Origin of the sequence: Acrocarpospora catenulata (assembly GCF_018476525.1) — a bacterium.
GTDB lineage: Bacteria > Actinomycetota > Actinomycetes > Streptosporangiales > Streptosporangiaceae > Acrocarpospora > Acrocarpospora catenulata.
Window position 1 is genome coordinate 38,548 of sequence record NZ_JAHCST010000057.1, and the last position, 19,449, is coordinate 57,996.

Here is a 19,449-nt window from a genome sequence, read left to right on the forward strand (position 1 = left end):
GCATCTCGCTTGCCCCGTCCCGATTTATCAGGAGATGATACGCGTCGAATTGATATTTCGGTTTATATGGGGGAAAAGTGCCTAACAAAACGCGACATGAATATGAGGTCGTGCTCACCGAATACTCCACCGAATGGGAGGACCTCTACCGCGAAATCCACGACCGGCTCCGTACGGAACTCGCCGGACTCGACGTCGACATAGAGCCGGTCGGCAGCCGTCTGGTGCCAGGAATCTACGCCAAACCCGTGCTCGACATCATGATCCGGGTCCCGTACGACACCCGCGACAAGGTCGACCAGGTCATCATCGACATGGGCCTCAAGAAACTCGCCATCGCCGAACTCGACGACCGCGTCTTCTACCGCCGCTGGACCTCGTCGGGAAACCCCGACCTCCACATCCACATCGTCAACGACGAACAATGGCGCACCAGCCATGAACGCCACTTCCGCGCCCAACTCCTGGCCAACCACGACCTGGCCCTCTCCTACTCCCACATGAAACGCCTCCTCCAAACCCTCTCCAACGGCGATCCCACCACCTACAACGAAGCCAAAACCGACTTCCTCACCTGCCTGGACACCATCCTCAGCCGTTTCCCCGCGATCAATTGATCCCGCGACCGGTCGCCGTACGCTTATACCGATTCGAGTACGGCGGCCGATGCGCGGATTGCCCAGGGGACGTACTCACTACCCCACCCTGAAAATGCGGCACCCTTGAAGCCATGACCAAGGGAGGCCACGCAATGGGGGACGACGACCAGTTAGCCCTTGCCCGGGACCCGGCGACCATCGCGAAAGCCGTACGCGACGAGATCGCCGTCCCTACCGGCGCCTACTCCGGTGACCACACCACGGTGAACAACTTCCTCAAGTACGTCCAGGCCGAGCTCAACCGCCTCCCCCTCCTGACGGTCGACCACTCCGTCTTCGACAGCTACGGCTCCGGTTACGCGTCCTTCGTCGAACTCTGCCTGACCAAACGCGACGGCTCCGCCCGCGAAGTGTCCGCCGACAGCACCACCACCACCTACCTCCCCCTCACCATCTCCCGCCTGGCCCCCTTCGCGGCCCTGCACGACCTGGACAACCGCACCACCCGCCCCGACGGCACCGGCGGTCGCGGCCTCCCTCACCTGGAAGCGGTGGCCACCCCACCCATCCCCGGCTGGCAAGAAGAGCTCCGCCAACTCCACCAAGCCCTGACCCACCTCAACATCACCCTCCTCGACCTCCCCACCCTCAGCACCCCCATCGCCCCAGCCCACACCCTGCAAACCAACCTCGGCGACCACCCGTACCGCGTCTACGACGCCTGGTTCCACTGGATGGACTGAAAACAGGGCAGCCGGGCACATGAGTCGTTCATGTGCCCGGCTGGGGTGCCTGTGAGAGCGGGAACCGCGAGTTCAGCGGTAGTTCTTGAACTGGAGGGCGATGTCGAGGTCCTTGCCCTTGAGGAGGGCGATGACCTCCTGGAGTTCGTCCTTCTTTTTGGAGCTGACGCGGAGTTCCTCGCCCTGGATCTGGGCCTTGACGCCCTTGGGACCTTCCTCGCGGATGAGCTTGGAGATCTTTTTGGCGTTCTCCTGGTCGATGCCCTCCTTGAGGGCGATGGCCATCCGGTACTCCTTGCCGGACAGCTTCGGTTCGCCCGCGTCGAGGACCTTGAGAGAGAGGCCGCGCTTGACGAGCTTCTCCTTGAAGACGTCGAGGACGGCGTTCGCGCGCTCCTCGGAGTTCGCCTTGATCTCGATGCTCTTGCCCGACCACTCGATGCCGGCGCCCGTGCCCTTGAAGTCGAAGCGGTGTCCGATCTCCTTCACCGTCTGGTTCAGGGCGTTGTCGACCTCCTGCCGGTCGATCTCCGAAACCACGTCAAAACTGCTGTCGGCCATCGCTGTCCGTATCCTCTCGTTGTTGCTTTCGACCCTAATAGCCCGGAGCACGCAGGACCCTGCGCATCACTACACGCGGCGCGAGCTCCAACCCCAGCTCCCGCTCCCGCGCCACCAGCGCCCTCATCTCCGGCCCCCAGCCCTGCGGCTCCTGTACGGCGAAGCCTCGCCGCGCGTACCAGGGCGCGTTCCACGGCACATCCCGGAAGGTCGTCAGCGTCACCGCGTCGGCCACCGCCGAGGCATGGTCGCACAGCGCCGCCAGCAACGCACTCCCGATTCCACGCCGCCCGTGCTCGGGATGAACCGCCAGCTGCTCAAGGTGTACGGCCCCGTCAACCCACCCGTACATCGCGAACCCCACCGCCGGCCGACCGGCCACGATCACCAGCTCCGGGGAGGTGCATTCCTCGACCATGGTCGTCCCCGCCGGAAAGCAGATCCCCACCCGCGCGAACACTCCGTCCGCCGCGATCTCCACCGCCGCCAGCCCCGGCAGATCATCCGCCTCGGCCCACCTGATCACGCGCCCCATCCTCCCGCATCCCGGACCCACCCACACGCCCGGAAACCGGTGTCACGTGCACCCGCGAAGTCCGCTATTCTTCTACCTGTCGCCGCGCAAGCGGAAGACACGGCAGGTTGCCCGAGCGGCCAAAGGGAGCGGACTGTAAATCCGTCGGCTCAGCCTACCCAGGTTCGAATCCTGGACCTGCCACCAGCAGCAGAAACGGCCCTTGACCAGCGCGTACGCCGGTCAAGGGCCGTTCTCGTCTGTCCGGCTGTCATCGACCATCCACGGGTGGCCTCTCCCAATGCGTTCCCGTGATCAGGGGCGGGTAGCGTCCCAGATCCGGCACATTGGCCCCGCCGACTTGACCATCGAGGCGCTTCGCGCGGGCGCATAGCAGCACGTTCACGCTCTGACCCGCCCGCTGGACGGGCACAGCGGGCCGACCAGACACAAACGGTTCCGTCGCCGTTCGGGCTCGATGACGGCGCTCAGGTGTCCGGCTTCAGGGTCTGGAGCCGGAGAGCATGACCGAGACAATTCATGCACTTATGTGCGATACCGGACGAATCCGAAATTTTCGGATTGCCTGCTGGAGAAACGGTCACGGTTCTTAACGGCGAACATTCGCCCGAGTGGCCGGTTGTCGGTAGTACTCATCTCAAGGTCCTATCAGTCAGGACTTCGCCGCTATCCTTGCCTTCGGCTGGGCGCGATCGAAAATGGCCATGGTGAATATGAGGGATACTCGGCCAATCGGGAGTTGACGGTGACAGGCGGCATGTTCAGTATGGCAACAGGTGTTCCCGCCAGGCGGAGTGTCATCATGTGGCTTGAGATCAGCCAACGCCTGAGAGCGAGATGGCACTACGTCAGCTTCTTTTTTCTTGCCGAATGGCCGCTGGCGGTGGCGGCGTTCGGAGTTGTTCTGACCTTCCTCACCTCGGGTCCGACGATCCTGAGCTTCGCACTGCTGCTGACGGTGTTGAGCGTCACGACAACACTGATCAGTTTCAGCCGGGAGATTCATGGGGCGGTGATCAGGCGTTCGCGGTTCGAATTTGTCAAGATGAGTTTGCCGGTGGCCGACCTCAAGGCCCGCTATCGCAACAGCATGGTCAGGTGGGTGGAGGTACCGCACCGGGGAACATTTCTGGTGGACGACGCCTCCAGTGCAATCCTTCGTGAACGACCCGTCACGCTGAGGTTGGGCGAGAGGCCCTACCGCCTTCCGCGCGAGCTGAAGGCTTTCGCGCCTCAGGCGTTCAGGATCTCCAGCAAGGGAAGCATCGTCTTCAACGGTGAACTGATGGCCATGGCCTCGGACATCTCTCTTGACGGCGCGGCAGGGGGCCATCCCGTCGCCACCGTCCGGGTGACCCGCTACTTCGACAGCCTCTGCTCCAACGAGCTGTGCACCTACAAGATCATTCACACTGACACGGGCGACGAGACCAACCTGTACGAAAGAGAGGTCTGCGACCCCAGGACGCGCACGCTCCGAGGTTTCTCGGAGAGCCGGCTCTCGAATCACATCGGTGTGTCGACCTTGGCGATTACCACCGATGAATGTGTGGTCGTCTGCGTTCAGAGCCGGAACAACCTTCCGAGCAAGGTGCTGTACGCGCCGTCAGGTAGTGGCACCATCCCGCCGAGTGACTGTAAGAGCGGTGATTCGTTGCAGGACCTTCTGGTTCGGGCGATGGAGCGGGAGCTGGCCGAGGAGACAGGGATCAGCGGACCGGACATCCAGCGGACGCGGGTGCTCGGATGCGGCCGGTGGATCGAAAGAGGCGCGAAGCCCGAGTACTTCGGCGTGACCTATCTCGCCATCTCCTCCAGAGATATCGAAGACCGCCGGGTGAAAGTCTCGGAGCGTCTGTACACGGGCAGCATCCGCGCCTTCCCGGTGAACCTCAAGACCCTGAAGCGGAACCTGCTGGCCGGAGCTTCGGTGGTGAACCCATCCTGTCCGGCCGATTTTCGGTACTCCGGTTCTGTTCCGCTACTCGTGGGGCTTCGTTTCGCGGCGCTTGATTTCGATCAGGACGGCTGAATCACCGGCCCGCGGCGTCAGCGGTGACGGGACAGGCGGCGGCGAAGGAAGGCCGCGCCTGCCAGGAGGAGGGCCGAAGCGCCTGCCAGCCAGTACCAAGGGCTGGGACTGGCGGGCGGGACGTGGCTTTGGAGGTGGGTGGTGGGAGTTGGGAGGCGGGCGGTGTGGGTGGCGCAGACGATGGGGTGGTTGGTGTTCTTCTTGGTGGCGCAGGCCACGATGGCGAGGCGTTGGAGGTTGGCGGGGAGGTCGCCGACCTCGGCGGTGGTCTTGAATTCGGCCTTTTCGCCTGCGGGGAGGGTGCGGGTCCAGGTGATGCGGTCCTGGGTGTTCTTGGCGGGGGGTGTGGTGGAGAGAAGTTTGAGGCCGGGGACGAGGGTTTGGGAGATGGTGAGGTCGGGAGAGTCCTGCGGGCCGGTGTTGGTGACCTGGATGGTGTAGGTGAGTCGGTCGCCCTGGCTTGCGGTGGTGTGTCCGTTGTCGATGGCGATGGTCAGGGCGTAGCCGGGTGCGGGCTTGGCTTTCCGGGCTTCGGTTTTCCCTGGTGCTTCATCCGCTCCGGTCCCCTTGGCTGACTGGGTCGCTTCGTGGGGAGTGGGAGGCTCGGCGGCAGCCGTGGAAGGGGACGCCAGGGTGAATGCCGTGGGCAATGCCAGGGCGAGTGCCAGGACTGCGCGGGAGGCGTGGTGTCGAGAGATGCCGTGGGCGAGGTGGAAGGGCATGGGTTAAATACCTTATGGGTGGAAATCAGGTCTTTGAATTTCAGGGAAAGCCGAGGCCGGACCAATGATAGGGCCGGTGGATGGGAATCCACCGGCCCGAAAGAGGGTGTGTCTTCACCCCGGAGACAATTCCGGGGGAAATGTTTTCGTCAGAGCGTGGAAGCGATGTAGTTGAGAGTCGTGGTGTAGGTGTCGGGGCGGACGAAAGGAATGGCCATCCGGTAGGTGTTGTTGATCACGTCGCCGGCCTCCGCCGAGGGGGACTCCTTGGTGGCCACCACCAGCGGGGTGCCAAAGGTCAGGGCGGCGAAGGTGGCGGCCTGCGCCGGGCCCTGGACCTCCAGATCGCTGGACGGAATCACGTCGGTGTTGCCCACGATGGCGCCGGCCAGGTTGGCCGTGGCGGGGGCGACGGTGACGTTGTAGCCCGCGAAGTTGTTGGTGGTGACGCGCATGGACACCGGCTGGGTGGGGGTCTGGCCGGGCGAGCCGGTCAGGGTGAAGGCCGCGGTGAGGTCGCTCAACGTGATCGATGAGGTGACCTCCACGTTGGCCGTCGTGTCCCCCGTGTCGGTGTCGGCCGCCGCCGGGTGAACACCGGCGTGCAGGACGCCCATGACCGCCGCCCCGGCGAGAGCCACAGAAAGACCGGCAATCCGAAATTTAGACATATCAATCTCCTCCTAGCATCTTTCCGACTGCTCTCAGATGATCACCAATTAGTCCGCCAAATAAACCCGGCAGATCATATTTTCAGGTACGACTTCACTGGCTGGTGGCAATATAGTCAAGGGTCGCCGAATAAGTCCCAGAGGGAACGAATGGGATATCGACCTCGTAATCCGTACTCAATTGGTCGCCATGGGGCGCGGACGGTGTGTCCTGCTCATGAACGGAGACCACGCCGACCGAGGAAAGCGGCTGAAAGTCCGCCGTCCCGCTCTCCCGTACCTTCATGGCCGAGATCGGAATGGTGGCGCTGGTGTCCGGCGAGGTGAACTCCGGCGAGGCCGCCCGCACCGTGACGACGTACCCGCCGGGACTGTTGGTGGTCACCGTGTAGGTGACCGCCCCGTCCCCGCGTACGGTCGACCGTGGTGTTCCGGTCAGCGTAAACCCGCTGGTGATATCGGCTAGGGCGAGGCTCTCCGCGGTGATGGACATGCTGCTCGCGCAGCGCGCGTCGGCGCCGCCGGTCGGACAGGTGCTCCCGGCGTCGTCGGAGACGACCGAGTCGACCAGAACGGCGTCCCCGCCGCTGGGAGCGCGGGTGGTCACGGTGTAGGTGACGGTGGCCGTCGCGCCGACGGCCAGGTCGCCGGTCCAGGTCAGGTTGGACGCGGTGTAACCGGCCGTGCCAGAGGAGGCGACGGCGTCGTTGTTGTAGACCGCGTCGTCCAGCACCCCGGCCAGGGCGTTGGTGAAGCTCGCCCCCGTGTACGGCGTCTGCCCCGTGTTGGCCACCGTGACGGTGTACCGGACTGTGCCCCCCGCCACGATGGACGCCGGATCGGTGCTCACGGACAGGGTGAGGGCCGGGATCAGCACGGTCACCAGCGCCGAACAGTTCCCGGAGGAACAGGTGCTCCCCAGCGTGGTGGAGCTCACCGTGTTCGTCATCAGGGTGTCCCCCAGGTACGGATCACGAACGGTCACCGTGTAGCCGATGACGGCGGTCTCCCCCACACCGAGGTCGCCGGTCCAGGTCAGGTTGGGCGCGGTGTATCCGGTCGTGCCGGTGGAGGCGACGGCGTCGTTGTTGTAGACGGCGTCGGTCACGTCGAGCGAGTCGCTGATCTGGGCCCCCGTGTACGGCGCCTCCCCCGTGTTGGCCACCGTCACCGTGTAGGCGACCGTCTGACCCGGCACCGCGGTCACGGCGTCGGCCGACTTGGTGATGGTGAGCTCCGGAATCAGGACCTCGACCGAGGTCCTGCAGGCCGGGTCGGTGCTCCCGACCGGGCAGTCGTTGCCCGGTGTGGTGGAACTGGCCAGGCTGGTCATCGTGCTCCCGCCGGTGGGCGGGTTGTTCACGGTGATCGAGGCCGTGGCGGTCGCGGTCTCCCCGAGGCCGAGCGGCCCCGTCCAGACGACCGATCCGTCCGGGTTGAAGGTCAGGTTCCCTGAGTTCACCACTGCGTCGTTGTTGTAGGTGGCGTTGTCCAGGGCGTCCGCCAGGGCGAAGGTGAAGTTCGCGGTGGGCTGGGCGACCTGGCCGGAGTTGGTGAACGTCACCGTGTACCGCACCACCTGGGTGGGGATGGCCGTGGTCGTGTCCGCCGTACTGGTGAACGTGAGCACGGAGACGGGCACCCGGGCCGCGCAACGCGGGTCGGTGCCGCCGTCCGGGCAGTTCGCGCCCGAGGCCGGTGAGGTCACCGTGTTGGACAGGATGTTGTCCCCGCCGCCTTGCACTGTCACCGAGTAGGTGATGGTCGCGGACGCGCCCGTGGCGAGCGCGCCGGTCCAGGTGAGGTCGGAGCCGGTCCTGGTCACCGAACCGCTGGTGGCGTCCGCGTCGTTGTTGTACGCCGCGTCGTCCAGCACCCCCGACAGCGCGTCGGTCAGCGACGCGGCCGGGTAGGCGGTCTGGCCGGTGTTCTGCACCGTGATGGTGTAGCCCACGGTGGCGCCCGGCGCGGTGGTGGCGGTGTCCGCGGTCTTCACGATGGTCAGCGCGGGGGTGAGCACGACCACCGTGGCGATGCAGCCCGTCGCGGGTGCGCCCGCCGGGCAGGTGCTGCCGGGTGCGGTCGAGGTGAGCGTGTTGGCCATCAGTTTGTCGCCGGGATCGGGGTCGCGCACGGTCACCGAGTAGGTGATCGTCGCCGTCGCCGTCTCCGCGAGGTCACCGGTCCAGGTGAGGACCTGGTCGGCGTACGACACGTCCCCGGTGGTCGCGGAGGCGTCGCCGTTGTAGACGGCGTCGTCGAGCAGGCCGGCGAGCGGATCGGTGACGCTGATCCCGGTGTACGGCGTCTCGCCCGTGTTCTCCAGGGTGATGGTGTAGGTGACGCTTCCCCCGGGCACGGCGGTGGGCGCGCTCGCGCTCTTGGTGATGGTCAGCGCCGGGATCAGCACCTGCACGGACGCCGAGCAGGCCGGGTTGGCGTTGCCGGTCGGGCAGTTGCTGCCCGGGGTGTCGGAGATCGCCGACATCCGCGCGACGCGGTTGCCCGGGTCCGGGTTCCGGACGGTGAAGGTCGAGCTCATCGTCACCACGCCGCCGACCGGGATGTTCCCTGTCCAGACCAGTCCGTGGTCGCTCGAGAGGGTCCCCGAGGTCACCGTCTCGACCCCGGGGAGAACGTCGTCGATCAGGTCGCCCCCCGGGAAGGCGATGCTGATGCCCTCGTACGGCGTCTGCCCGGTGTTGGTGAAGGTGCTGGTGAACTGGATGGCCCCACCCGGCGTGGTGGTGCCGGCGTTGGCGCTGACGCCGATGGTCAGGACGGACACGGTGACCGTCTCCGCGCAGCGCGGGTCGCTGCCGCCCACCGGGCAGTTGCCGCCCGGGGAGGTGGAGGTCAGCGTGTCGGTAAGGATCTTGTCGCCGTTCCCGTTCGCGGTCACGCTGTAGGTGACGGTGACCGATCCGCTGGCCGGGACGTTGCCCGTCCAGGTGAGGTTGGGCGCGGTGTAGCCGACGGTCCCCGCGGTGGCGACGGCGTCGTTGTTGTAGACGGCGTCGTCCAGTTCCCCGCTCAGCGAGTCGGTGAAGGTCGCCCCCAGGTAGGGCTCCGCCGCCGAGTTGGTGACGGTGATCGTGTAGGTGACGGTGCCGCCGGGCGCGACCGAGGTCCTGTCGGTGTCCTTGCTGAACGTCAGGTCGCTCACGTCGGCGACCGGCGTGGTCAGCGAGCACCGCGAGTCGGTCGATCCCACCGCGCAGTTGCTGCCCGCTGTCGTGGAGGTGGTGGTGTTGACCAGGCTCTTGTCCCCCAGGTCCGGGTTGTCCACCGTCACCGAGTAGGTGATGGTCGCGGACGCGCCGACGGCCAGGTTGCCGGTCCAGGTCACGTTGGGCGCGGTGTAGCCGGCCGTGCCGGTGGAGGCCGAGACGTCGTTGTTGTAGACGGCGTCGTCCAGCACCCCGCTCAGCGAATCGGCGAGGTTCGCCCCCGTGTACGAGGTCTGCCCGCTGTTGGTGACCTTGAGGGTGTAGGTGACGGTCTCGCCGGGCGCCGCGGCGTCGGAGTCGGCGGACTTGACGATGGTCAGCGCCGGGGTCAGCACGGTCACGTTGGTGAAACAGCCCGAACCAGCCGAGCCCGGCGGGCAGCTGCTGCCGACGGCGCTGGAGCTGACCACGTTGTGCAGCCGCTTGTTGCCCGGACTCGGGTTGAGCACGGTGACACTGAAGGTGACGACTGCCTCGCCACCCACCGGCAGGTTCCCGGTCCAGGTCAGGACGGGGCTGTCGTAGGTGACCGTACCGGCCGAGGCGACCGCGTCGCCGTTGTAGCCGGCGTCGTCCAGCACCGCCGACAGGTCGTCGGCGACCTGCGCCCCCGGGTACGGCGTCTGCCCGGTGTTGCTCACCGTGACCGTGTAGTTGACGGTCCCGCCGGGCACCGTGGTGGCGGTGTCCGCGACCTTGGTGATGGACAACGCGGGCACCAGCACATCCACCTGGGCGGTGCACTGCGGGTCACTGCCACCGGAGGGACAGTTGTTCCCGGCGGCGCTGGAGACCAGCGTCCCCGTGATGATCTTGTTGCCCGGGTCGGGGTTCTTCACGGTGAGCGTGCCGGTCACCGTGACCACACCGCCCACCGGGATGCTCCCGGTCCAGGTGATGCCGGTCGGGCCGAGCGAGAGCGTGCCAGAACTGGCCGTCTGGTCACCGGTGGGCACCGCGTCGTCCACGGTGTCCGCGCTGCCGGCGAAGACGCTGATCCCGTTGTACGGCGTCTGCCCGGTGTTGCTGAAGGTCGCGTTCAGCTGGATCACCGACCCCGGCGTGGTGGTGGCCGTGGTGTACGCCTGCTGGAGCACCAGCCGGGACAGCCGCACGGTGACCGCACAACGGGTGTCGGTGCTCCCGGACGGGCAGTTGTTCCCGTACGCGGCCGAGGTGACCGCGTTGCTGAGCAGCCCGTCACCCGGGTCGGGGTTGCGCACGGTCATGCTGTAGGTGATCGTGGCCGTGGCCCCGACGGCCAGGTTGCCCGTCCAGGTGAGGTTGGGCGCGCTGTAGCCGACCGTGCCGCTGGAGGCCGCTGCGTCGTTGTTGAACACCGCGTCGTCCAGCACCCCGGTCAGCGCGTCGGTGACGCTCGCCCCCGTGTACGGCGTCTGCCCCGTGTTGGCCACCGTCACCGTGTAACCGACCGTGCCCCCCTGCACCACCGTGGCGGTGTTGGCGGTCTTGGTGATGGTGAGGGCCGGGACCAGGATGGTGACCGCAGCGCGGCACCGGCTGTCGGTGTTCCCGGCCGGGCAGTTGTTCCCCTGCGTGCTGGAGGTCACCCGGTTGACCATGCCGGTGTCCCCGACGTACGGGTCGCGCACGGTCACCGTGAAGGTCACGGTGGCGCTCGCCCCGACGGCCAGGTTGCCGGTCCAGGTGAGGTTGGGCGAGCTGTAGCCGACCGTGCCGCTGGAGGCGACCGCGTCGTTGTTGTACACCGCGTCGGTCAGCACCGCGGCGAGCGAGTCGGTGAACGACGCCCCCACGTACGGCGCCTGCCCCGTGTTGGCCACCGTCACCGTGTAGGTGACCTGCTGACCCGGCTCGGCCGTGCCGGTACCGGCGGCGGCGGTGATGGTGAGCTGGGGCAGCAGGATCTGCACGCTGGTGGAGCAGGCCGGAGCCGAGCCACCGACCGGGCAGTTGTTGCCCGGCGTCGTGGAGGTGACCGTGCTGGTCAGCGTGCCGGCCGTGGTGGTGGAGCTGTTCACCGTCACCGACGCCGTCGCGGTCACCGTCTCCCCGACGCCCAGCGCGCCCGACCAGGTCACCGTCCCGTCCTGGTTGAACGTCAGGTTCCCCGAGCTGGCCGCCGCGTCGTTGTTGTAGGTCGCGTTGCTGGCCGCGCCCGGCAGCGCGAACGTGAAGTTGGCACTGGTGAAGGAGGTCTGGCCGGAGTTGGTGCCGGTGATCGTGTACCGCACCACCCCGCCGGGAACGGCCGTGGTGACGTCGGTGGCGCTGTTGATCGTCAGCCCGGGAATCAGCACGGTGACGGTCCTGGCGCACCGCGGGTCGGTGCCGCCGGACGGGCAGTTGCTGCCCGCGCTGGTGGAGGTCACCGTGTTGGTCAGGTTCTTGTCCCCGTTGTCCGGGCTGTTCACCGTCACCGAGTAGGTGATGGTCGCGGACGCGCCCGCCGACAGGTTGCCGCTCCAGCCGAGCACGGGAGCGCTGTAGGAGGCCGTGCCCGTGCTGGCCGAGACGTCGCCGTTGTAGACGGCGTCGTCCAGCACGCCGGAGAGCGGGTCGGAGATGTTCGCGGGGGCGTAGGCGGCCCGGCCGGTGTTGCTGACCGTGATCGTGTAGTGCACGGTGTCGCCCGGCGACGGCGTCGCCTTGTCCGCGGTCTTGGTGATGGTCAGTTCGAGCAGGCTCACCGACGCGCGGCACCGGCTGTCGCCGCTTCCGGAGGCGCAGTTGGTGCCCAGCGTCCCCGAGGTGACGGTGTTGGCGAGCGTGCCGTCGCCCGGATGCCCGGTGCGTACGGTGACGGAGTAGGTGATGGTGGCCGTCGCCCCCGCCGCGAGGGTGCCCGTCCAGGTCACGTTCGGATCGGTGTACGCCGCCGACCCCACGCTGGCGGCCACGTCGTTGTTGTAGGCGGCGTCGTCCAGCACGCCGGTCAGCGGATCGGTGAAGGCGACCCCGGTGAACGGGCCGGCGCTGGTGTTGCCGACCGTGATCGTGTAGTTGACCACGGTCCCCGCCGCGGCCGCCGTGGTGTTGGCGGTCTTGGTGATGACCAGCGGGCCCGCCCCGATGGTGAGCGTCACCGCCTTGTTGTCGCGCTGGCTGTTGGCGTCCACGACCGTGACCGTGAAGGCGTAGCTGCCCACCGTCGTCGGGGTGCCCGAGAGCAACCCCGTGGAACTGTTCAGGGTGAGCCCCGGCGGCAGGCTGCCCGTGCTGACCGACCAGGTGTACGGCGCGGTGCCGCCGGAGACGGTCAGCTGGTCGCTGTAGGCCAGACCGACCTGGCCGCTCGGCGGCGCCGCGAAGGTCAGTGTCGGGCTGGCCACCACGACCAGGGTCACCGCCTTGGTGGCGGTCTGGTTGTTCGCGTCGGTGACCTGCACGGTGAAGGGGTAGCTGCCGGCCGTCGTCGGGGTGCCGGAGAGCAGTCCGGTGGAGCTGTTCAGGGTGAGCCCCGGCGGCAGCGTGCCCGAACTGAGCGACCAGGTGAAGGGCGCCGTGCCGCCGGTGACCGTCAGCTGGTCGCTGTAGGCCACGCCCACCTGCCCGTTCGGGGGCGCCGGGAAGGTCAGCGACGGGTTGGCGTTGGGTGTCACCGTGCTGGACGGGGCCGAGGCCGGTCCGGACCCCGCCGCGTTCACCGCGGTGACCGTGAAGGTGTAGGCGGTGCCCGGGGTCAGCCCGGTGACCGTCTGCGTGGTGGCCGTGCTGGAGAAGGTCTGCGGTGTCTGGGCCACCCCGCCGATGCGCGGCGTGACCACGTACGAGGTGATCGCGCTTCCCCCGTTGGACGAGGGGGCGGTCCAGGTCAGCGTGGCCGAGCCGTCCCCGGCGGTGGCCGAGGTGATGGTCGGCTGCCCGGGCACCGTGTACGGCACGACCGCGTTGGACTGCGCGCTCGCCGTACCGGTGCCGATGGCGTTCACCGCCGCCACCGTGAAGGTGTAGGAGGCTCCGGCCGTCAGCCCGGTCAGCGTCCGGGTGGTGGTGGAGGCGTCGTAGGACACCGGGGTCTGGGCGACCCCGTTGAGGTACGGCGTCACGACGTACCCGGTGATCGTGCTGCCGTGGCTCTCGGGAGCCGTCCAGGTCACGGTGGCGCTGGTGACGCCGGCGGTCGCGGTGGGCGCGGCCGGGGTGCCGGGTTTGTCGGTGTAGACATAGCTCGCCTGACCGGCGACGCCCTGCGTCACCACGGTCACGTTGACCGTGGCCGCCGAACTTCGGGCGGGCATGGAGGAGATGCTCAGGGTGCCGTTGGCGTTGACGGTGAAACATCCGGCCGCGGGTCCCGACTGGCACGGCAGCAGGACGACGGGCGTGCCCGCCTGCAGCTCGGCGGTGGTGCCGATCTCGATGGCCGTCGCGCCGGAGATGTTGGAGCCCCCGACGGTGACCGCAATGCCGCCCGCGATCGTGCTGGTGGCGGGGGTGACGGTGATCCCGGAGGGCGCGGTGGGCACCGTCCCGGCCGTGGTCGACTGGGCGATATCGGGATTGGCCTCGTTCGATGAGGCGGTCACCGTGGAGGACGACTGAATGAGGGCGGGCGTGACACTGCTGCCCGTGACGATGCCCACCACGGTCACTGGCTGCAGCGTCGTCCCCGCTGTGTACGGCGCGTTGTTGTTGGTACAGGTGATCTGCTGTCCGGACGGCGCCTGGCAGGTCCAGCCTGTCCCGTACGCACCCAGGGGCACCACGCCGGACGGCACCGTCTCGGTGATGGAGATCGCGGAGCTCTCGTTCGCCCCGGAGGAGTCCACCCCGGCGGTCACGGTGTACGTCACCGGGGCGCCCGGCTGCGGCGAGGACCCGACGTAACTCGTCTGGGCGACGTCGAGCACGGGGACGGGGTTGAAGCTCACCACCTTGACGCTGTCGATCTCGTGGAAGTCGGTGAGCGAGCCGGTCGAGCCCACCCAGCCGAAGGCCAGCTGCCGGGGGACCCCCGCCGAGTTGAGCCAGGACGAGGAGGGATAGAGCGTGGAGGAAACGGTCGGGAGCGTGCCGTCCAGCGACTTGGCCGTGCCACCCACCGGGGTGAGCACCAGCTTGTAGTGACCGGCCGCCACGGTCAGGCCCGAGGCTGTGGTCACGCCGGCGGCGGTGGGGTTGATCACGATCTCGACCGGAACCACGGAGGCGGCCCGGGTACTGCCCCGCAGCGCGACCGCGGGCGAACTGGTCGAGGTGGCGGTGCTGTTGATCGCGCAGTAGCCGACCGTGCCCGCCCCCGGCCCGCGCACCACGACCTGGCCGGGCACCCTGCCGCCGGTGGTGCTGATGTACGCCGGGTTGGTGCAGCCGCTGCCCTGGTAGACGCTGTTGCTGAAGTTGCCGTAGACGTCGAAGCCGAAGCCCAGGTAGGCGTTGGCCAGGCCGGGGCCGGCGCTGCCGGCCGAGTAGCCCAGCGATCCGCCGCTGCGGCCGATGTTGGCCGGGGGCAGCGGATTGGTCGGGTCCACGGCGGCGGCCACGAAGGTCAGGCCGTCCGCGCCGGTGCCACCGTACTGGTAGGCGTTGAACGTCACGTCCAGGCCCTGGGAGGTGGGCACACTGATCGCGCCGAACAGGCCGCCTTCCTGGCTGGTGCTGGTGTTGGTGAGGCGGAGCGTGCCCAGCCCGGCCGCGTCGGTGTTGGTGGAGCAGCTGTGCAGGCCGGAGCCGTTGGGGTTGCCGACGGCGGTCAGGCAGGCGGTGTTGGTGCCGCTCTGCCCGGTGGGCAGTGCGGGCAGCGTCACCGGATAGGTGGAATCGGCTGTGTTGTTTTTGAACGGCTGGTTGAACAGCAGGGTGCCGGCCGCGGACGCGGAAGGCGCGGACAGGCCGATCAGGGACGCGCTGGCGGTGGAGCCGAGCAGGCCCAGGACGACAGCCTGCGAGATCAGGCGGCGAGCGGCGCCGCGGGCGAGGCGATGGCTAAGCATGGATGGTGTCTGTCATCCCGTTCAGCGCGGCGGCGGTGGCCTTCGCGCGGCGGCGGCGCCGTACCAGCCACCCGGCCAGCAGCAGGGTCAGCAGGACGACGACCAGGATCATGGCCAGGTGCAGCGGGAAGACGATGATCGGCACCGTGGCCGAGCGCACGCCCGGGCCCGGGGTGTCCACCGCGACCGTGACGTCGCAGAAGCAGACCAGCGGCGGATCCCAGAGGGTGGTCACCTCGCGGGTGGCGCCACGGACCACAGTGAAGTCGGGGAACGCCACCGACTCTCCGCCGACCTGGGCCTGGAGCCGCCCGGCGCCGCGGAAGTCCCGGTGCACGGTGCCGAGGCTGCGGATGCGCGCGGTGATCGGCACCGGTCCGCCCAGCACGTACTCCGGGGCGGTCAGACCGGCGATCTCGGCCGAGGTGTCCACGGCGCCGGGCACGGCGACGAAGACCGGGGCGGCCACGCCGCGGTTGATCCGGATGTTCGAGCCGTTGTCGCCCGCCGGCACCTTGAAGATCACCGCGAACTGGTGGTCTCCCGGTTCCGGCGCGGGCGGCACGTCTACCCGGAGGGTGACCTTCCGGGTGGTGCCCGGCTCCACCCGCAGGCTGGACGGTTCGACGCGCGCCCAGGCCGCGGCGGCGAACGGGGCCTGCGGCTGGAACCTCAGCGAACCGTCCTCCCCTGTGGTGAAGTCGGCTTTCTCCACGGTGACGTCGAAGGCCGCGCGGCCCTTGTTGATCAGTTGGAACTCCTGGGCGGTGGACGCCTTTCCCGCCGGAATGGTCAGGCGGGTCGGGCTCACCTCCAGCGAGAAGTCCGGTACGGGCTCGGACGCGGCGGGGGCGGGGCAACCTGCCCAGAGCAGGCCCAGCGAGATGCCCATCGCCAGCATTCGGCGCAATGGGACATGTCGAGAATTTTGACGGTTCTGGTGCAAGGTAAGACGCTCCATACGGTGATCAATTCCAGAAGCTATCCACTTGATCACCAAGACTCCCGCTCGCGTCCTACCGTGGACTCCCTTCGCTTTCTCTCAAAAAGGTCTTGACACGGGAACAGATTGTCCGAAGAACAGAAAATACCCGACCAAAGACAGCTCTTAGTGACATCCCCTGCCAACTGGGTAAATCTAGCGGGGCAGCATTTCCCAGTTCATATCCACACGCAGACATAGTCGCCATTTTTGGGGGATTAATGGCAAAAAACACCATATTGGTGGTCACGGGGGCGCAGCTCGCAGTGCTGACCGCCCTCTGCCTGCCCTTGAGCCCGGCCGCAGCCCACACCATCCGCCCGGATAGCCCGAACGCGCAGGAGGAGCATCCGCTGGGAGGCATCAAGGTCTCGGTACGAGTCCTGCCTCCCGGCACCGACCCACCGCCACCGGGGACGGATCCACACCAGCCCGGCACGCACCCGCAGCAACCGGGCACGAATCCGCAGTATCCCGGCTCCGGCGGGCCCTACGTCATCCGACCGGTACACCGCCCGGACGAGGCCCCTCACCAGGGTTGGTTCGACCCCGGGATGACCCACCCTCACGACGGAACCTCAACCCACCAAGGCAACTCAACCCACCAAGGCAACTCAACCCACCAAGGCAACTCAACCCACCAAGGCAACTCAACCCACCACGGGGATGCGATCCACCACGGCAATGCAGTCCACGAAGGTCACACCACCCACACCGGGCAGGTCACCCACGATGGCTCAATTCATCATTCAGGCGACGTGAATTCGACCGGCAACACCCAGATACACCAATCGCCCGCCCTGCCATACAGCGGCATCGACACCCGGCGTCTCATCCTGGCGATATCAAGCGCCCTGACCGCCATCCTCGCCGGCGTCCTGCTCATTCTGGTCTCCCGGAAAAGCGAGAACGACTGATCCCACCCGGCCCCTGACCGCTTATTCGCGGTCGGGGGCCTTTCGGAAAAACTAGGTTCCGAGCACCCGAATAGACACCCACAGCGCGACTACGGAAACCACTATCCCCGCCGGAACGGTGAGCAAGCCAAGCCGTGTGAATTCCGAGAGGCGTACCTGTTCATGGGCGATACGCCGCCAGAGCAGCGTGGCCAGGGACCCGGCGTAGGTGAGGTTGGGCCCGATGTTGACCCCGATCAGCACGGCGAGCACGGCGGCGGGTCCGCTGGTGAGGGGAAGGAGGACAAGCACGGCGGGCAGATTGTTGATCAGGTTGGCGAGCACGGCGGCGAGCGCGGCCACTCCGAGCAGAGCCGGCAGGCTGTCCCCCGCTGGAAAGAACCACCCGAGGTCGGGACCGTGATCGACCACAGCACGCACGACGACCCCCAGCGCCAGCACGAACACCAGAAACGGCAGCGCGGCGGCGTCCAGGATCGCCCGCGGAGTGGTGTTCCCCCGGGCGAGGGAGCGCACGCCGAGCACCAGGGCCCCGGCGGCGGCGGCCCAGACGGGTCCCAGTCCGAACGCCGAGGTCACCACGAAACCGGCAAGCGTGCAGGCCACCGTGACCAGCGCGAACATCGGCATCTCGACAGACCCGCCAGCGGGCCTCCCGGCGTCCAGCTCTCCCGCGAAGAACCGGCGGAAAACGACGTACTCCACGAGGATCGCCCCCAGCCACGGCAGTGTCATCAACGCCGCGAACCGGGTGAAGCTCAGCCCGCTGGCCGCGAAGGCCAGCAGGTTGGTCAGGTTGGAGACCGGCAACAGCAGCGAGGCCGTGTTGGCCAGGTGGCCGCAGGCGTACACGTGGGGCTTGGGCCGTACGCCGAGCCGCGCCGCCGTGGCGAAGACAACGGGGGTGAGCAGCACCACGGTGGCGTCCAGGCTGAGCACCACGGTGACCGCCGAGGCCAGCCCGAACACCGAGGTCAGCAGCCGCCGTCCGGAGGCACGGGCCATCCAGGCCCCGCACGCCTCGAACAGTCCCTCGTCGGCGCAGAGCCGGGCCAGGACGAGCACCGCGCCCAGGAACGCCACCACGGGCGTGAGCCGCTCGATCTCCTGCCGCGCCTGCCCCCAGGAGATCGCCCCCGCCGCCACCACGATCGCGGCGGCCGGTGCCGACACGACGGCCTCCGGTAGCCCGAACGGCCGGATCACCGCGCTCGCCAGTACCGCGACCAGCAGCACGACACACAAGATCTCCAGAGCAGCGCCCTCCCAGCCGCGCGACCAGCACATCGTTCCACGCCGCCCCTGGAACGTGGTCACCCGCTCCTTCGTGGAAGATCCCGGTTTCACCGCCCTGTCGGGTCACGTTCGCGGGTCCGTCGCCAACTGAGACGGATTCGTGAGGAACCTTTCGTGTGCCGCCCGCATCTATCCAGGTGACGAAAGGAATTGACATGAAGCTCGGGAAATCGTTAGCGATGCTCGCGGTCGCCGCGGCGGCCGTCGCCGCGCTGCCGGGGGTCGCGGAGGCGCGAACGGGAGCCGCCTCCGGGGTCGCCAGGTACGTCTGGGTGAACAGCTGCCCGAAGAAGGACTACACGGTGCCGTGCGGGCCGTGGACCGTGACAACGCGGACCGGGAAGAAGGTGGCGCTGCCGGACGCTCAGGTCTTCCCGGTGGACGCGGCGGGCAGGACTGACAAGGAGTCCTCCACCACGATCGCGCTGAGCGGGGACGGCGCGCATGTGGCCTACTTCCGCAAGTCCGACAATCGGCTGGTCGTCCGGGACCTGCGGAACAACAAGGTGCGTACCCTGCCGTCCAAGGCGGCGAAGCTGCCCAAGGGTATCGGCATGTCCGATGTGGACACCTTTCTGTCCGAGGACGGGAACCTGCTGGTGATCGACTACTTCGACGAGGGCGCTCGCCGGCCTTCGCTGATCGTCGATGTGGCCGCGGGTACCACCCGCACCCTGCCCGGGAACGCCAACATGCAGGGCTTCAGCCCCAACGGGGAACACCTGCTGGTCACCCGCTACACCGACGAGAACACCACCGAGTTCGCCGTGTTCGACGCCCAGGGCGTCAAGGAGAACAGCCAGGTGGTTCCCCAGATCGTGGCCAACAACGCGCCGCTGGCCCTGTCCGACGACGGCAGCACGGTGGCCCTCATCGTGACCAGCCCGAAGAGCACCCAGACCCTGCGCGTGTACGACCTGACCGCGGACACCGTCGGCGACCCGGTCCGCGTCAAGGTGGCCAAGAACGAGTACGCCCACCGACTCTTCTGGACCGGCGACGACCAACTCACCCTCTGGGAACTACGAAGCAACACCGCCGGCACCACCACCGGCGCATCGGCCCACCGCCTGGACCCAACCACCGGCACCACCTCAGTAATCGACTCATTCAAAATCCACTCCAAGGTATGGACCTGGTGGTTGCCCGGTGAATAATCACCGGTCGATTACCGTGGAACTCCCACCCACCTTTGTCCGGCCTCCGGCCGGAGGCCCGGCTCCGCCGGGGTGGGCGGGGGGCG

The 19,449-nt window shown here is 67.6% G+C and carries 12 protein-coding genes and 1 tRNA gene; 6 read left to right on the forward strand and 7 right to left on the reverse strand.

What is annotated here, in order from left to right:
* The first annotated feature begins 110 nt into the window (after window positions 1–110).
* Together KIP79_RS36740 and KIP79_RS36745 are read left to right on the forward strand one after the other, a co-directional pair.
* The gene (locus tag KIP79_RS36740; protein ID WP_214109604.1) at window positions 111–617 is read left to right on the forward strand and encodes a GrpB family protein; all 507 of its coding nucleotides are present in this window, start codon (window positions 111–113) and stop codon (window positions 615–617) included.
* A 113-nt stretch (window positions 618–730) separates the two neighbouring features.
* Entirely contained in the window at window positions 731–1,342 is a 612-nt protein-coding gene (locus tag KIP79_RS36745) for a hypothetical protein (protein WP_214109605.1), read from the forward strand.
* 72 nt (window positions 1,343–1,414) lie between these two features.
* Here the strand turns inward: KIP79_RS36745 and KIP79_RS36750 are convergent, their stop codons facing one another.
* Together KIP79_RS36750 and KIP79_RS36755 are read right to left on the reverse strand one after the other, a co-directional pair.
* Window positions 1,415–1,903, reverse strand: a complete 489-nt coding sequence (locus KIP79_RS36750; RefSeq protein WP_214109606.1) for a YajQ family cyclic di-GMP-binding protein — start codon at window positions 1,901–1,903, stop codon at window positions 1,415–1,417.
* 34 nt (window positions 1,904–1,937) lie between these two features.
* Complete coding sequence (locus KIP79_RS36755; RefSeq protein ID WP_214109607.1) at window positions 1,938–2,438, reverse strand: GNAT family N-acetyltransferase; 501 nt, start codon at window positions 2,436–2,438, stop codon at window positions 1,938–1,940.
* Between the two features lie 101 nt (window positions 2,439–2,539).
* Here KIP79_RS36755 and KIP79_RS36760 point away from each other — a divergent pair.
* Both KIP79_RS36760 and KIP79_RS36765 read left to right on the forward strand, forming a co-directional pair.
* A tRNA-Tyr gene (locus KIP79_RS36760) sits at window positions 2,540–2,624 on the forward strand.
* Window positions 2,625–3,240: 616 nt separating this feature from the next.
* Window positions 3,241–4,470 (forward strand): hypothetical protein, encoded by a 1,230-nt coding sequence (locus tag KIP79_RS36765; protein WP_214109608.1) that lies wholly within the window; start codon window positions 3,241–3,243, stop codon window positions 4,468–4,470.
* A 17-nt stretch (window positions 4,471–4,487) separates the two neighbouring features.
* On the opposite strand, the gene KIP79_RS36770 is transcribed toward KIP79_RS36765, so the two are convergent.
* The 4 genes from KIP79_RS36770 to KIP79_RS36785 all read right to left on the reverse strand — a co-directional run bounded on the left by KIP79_RS36770 (window position 4,488) and on the right by KIP79_RS36785 (window position 15,903).
* Complete coding sequence (locus tag KIP79_RS36770; RefSeq protein ID WP_214109609.1) at window positions 4,488–5,192, reverse strand: DUF11 domain-containing protein; 705 nt, start codon at window positions 5,190–5,192, stop codon at window positions 4,488–4,490.
* Between the two features lie 149 nt (window positions 5,193–5,341).
* Window positions 5,342–5,863 carry a hypothetical protein gene (locus KIP79_RS36775; RefSeq protein WP_214109610.1) on the reverse strand — a complete coding sequence of 174 codons (522 nt, stop codon included), beginning with the start codon at window positions 5,861–5,863 and terminating at the stop codon, window positions 5,342–5,344.
* A gap of 94 nt (window positions 5,864–5,957) precedes the next feature.
* Entirely contained in the window at window positions 5,958–15,011 is a 9,054-nt protein-coding gene (locus KIP79_RS36780; protein WP_214109611.1) for a DUF7927 domain-containing protein, read from the reverse strand.
* Entirely contained in the window at window positions 15,004–15,903 is a 900-nt protein-coding gene (locus KIP79_RS36785; protein ID WP_214109612.1) for a COG1361 family protein, read from the reverse strand. The genes KIP79_RS36780 and KIP79_RS36785 overlap by 8 nt, the downstream gene beginning before the upstream one ends.
* A gap of 311 nt (window positions 15,904–16,214) precedes the next feature.
* Here KIP79_RS36785 and KIP79_RS36790 point away from each other — a divergent pair, with 311 nt between their 5' ends.
* Window positions 16,215–16,910 carry a hypothetical protein gene (locus KIP79_RS36790; protein WP_214109613.1) on the forward strand — a complete coding sequence of 232 codons (696 nt, stop codon included), beginning with the start codon at window positions 16,215–16,217 and terminating at the stop codon, window positions 16,908–16,910.
* Window positions 16,911–16,961: 51 nt separating this feature from the next.
* Here KIP79_RS36790 and KIP79_RS36795 read toward each other — a convergent pair whose 3' ends face one another.
* Window positions 16,962–18,227 carry an SLC13 family permease gene (locus KIP79_RS36795; RefSeq protein WP_214109614.1) on the reverse strand — a complete coding sequence of 422 codons (1,266 nt, stop codon included), beginning with the start codon at window positions 18,225–18,227 and terminating at the stop codon, window positions 16,962–16,964.
* Between the two features lie 134 nt (window positions 18,228–18,361).
* Here KIP79_RS36795 and KIP79_RS36800 point away from each other — a divergent pair, with 134 nt between their 5' ends.
* A complete protein-coding gene (locus tag KIP79_RS36800) occupies window positions 18,362–19,363 on the forward strand; it encodes a hypothetical protein (protein ID WP_214109615.1) in 1,002 nt (333 codons plus the stop codon).
* The last annotated feature ends 86 nt before the right edge of the window (window positions 19,364–19,449 follow it).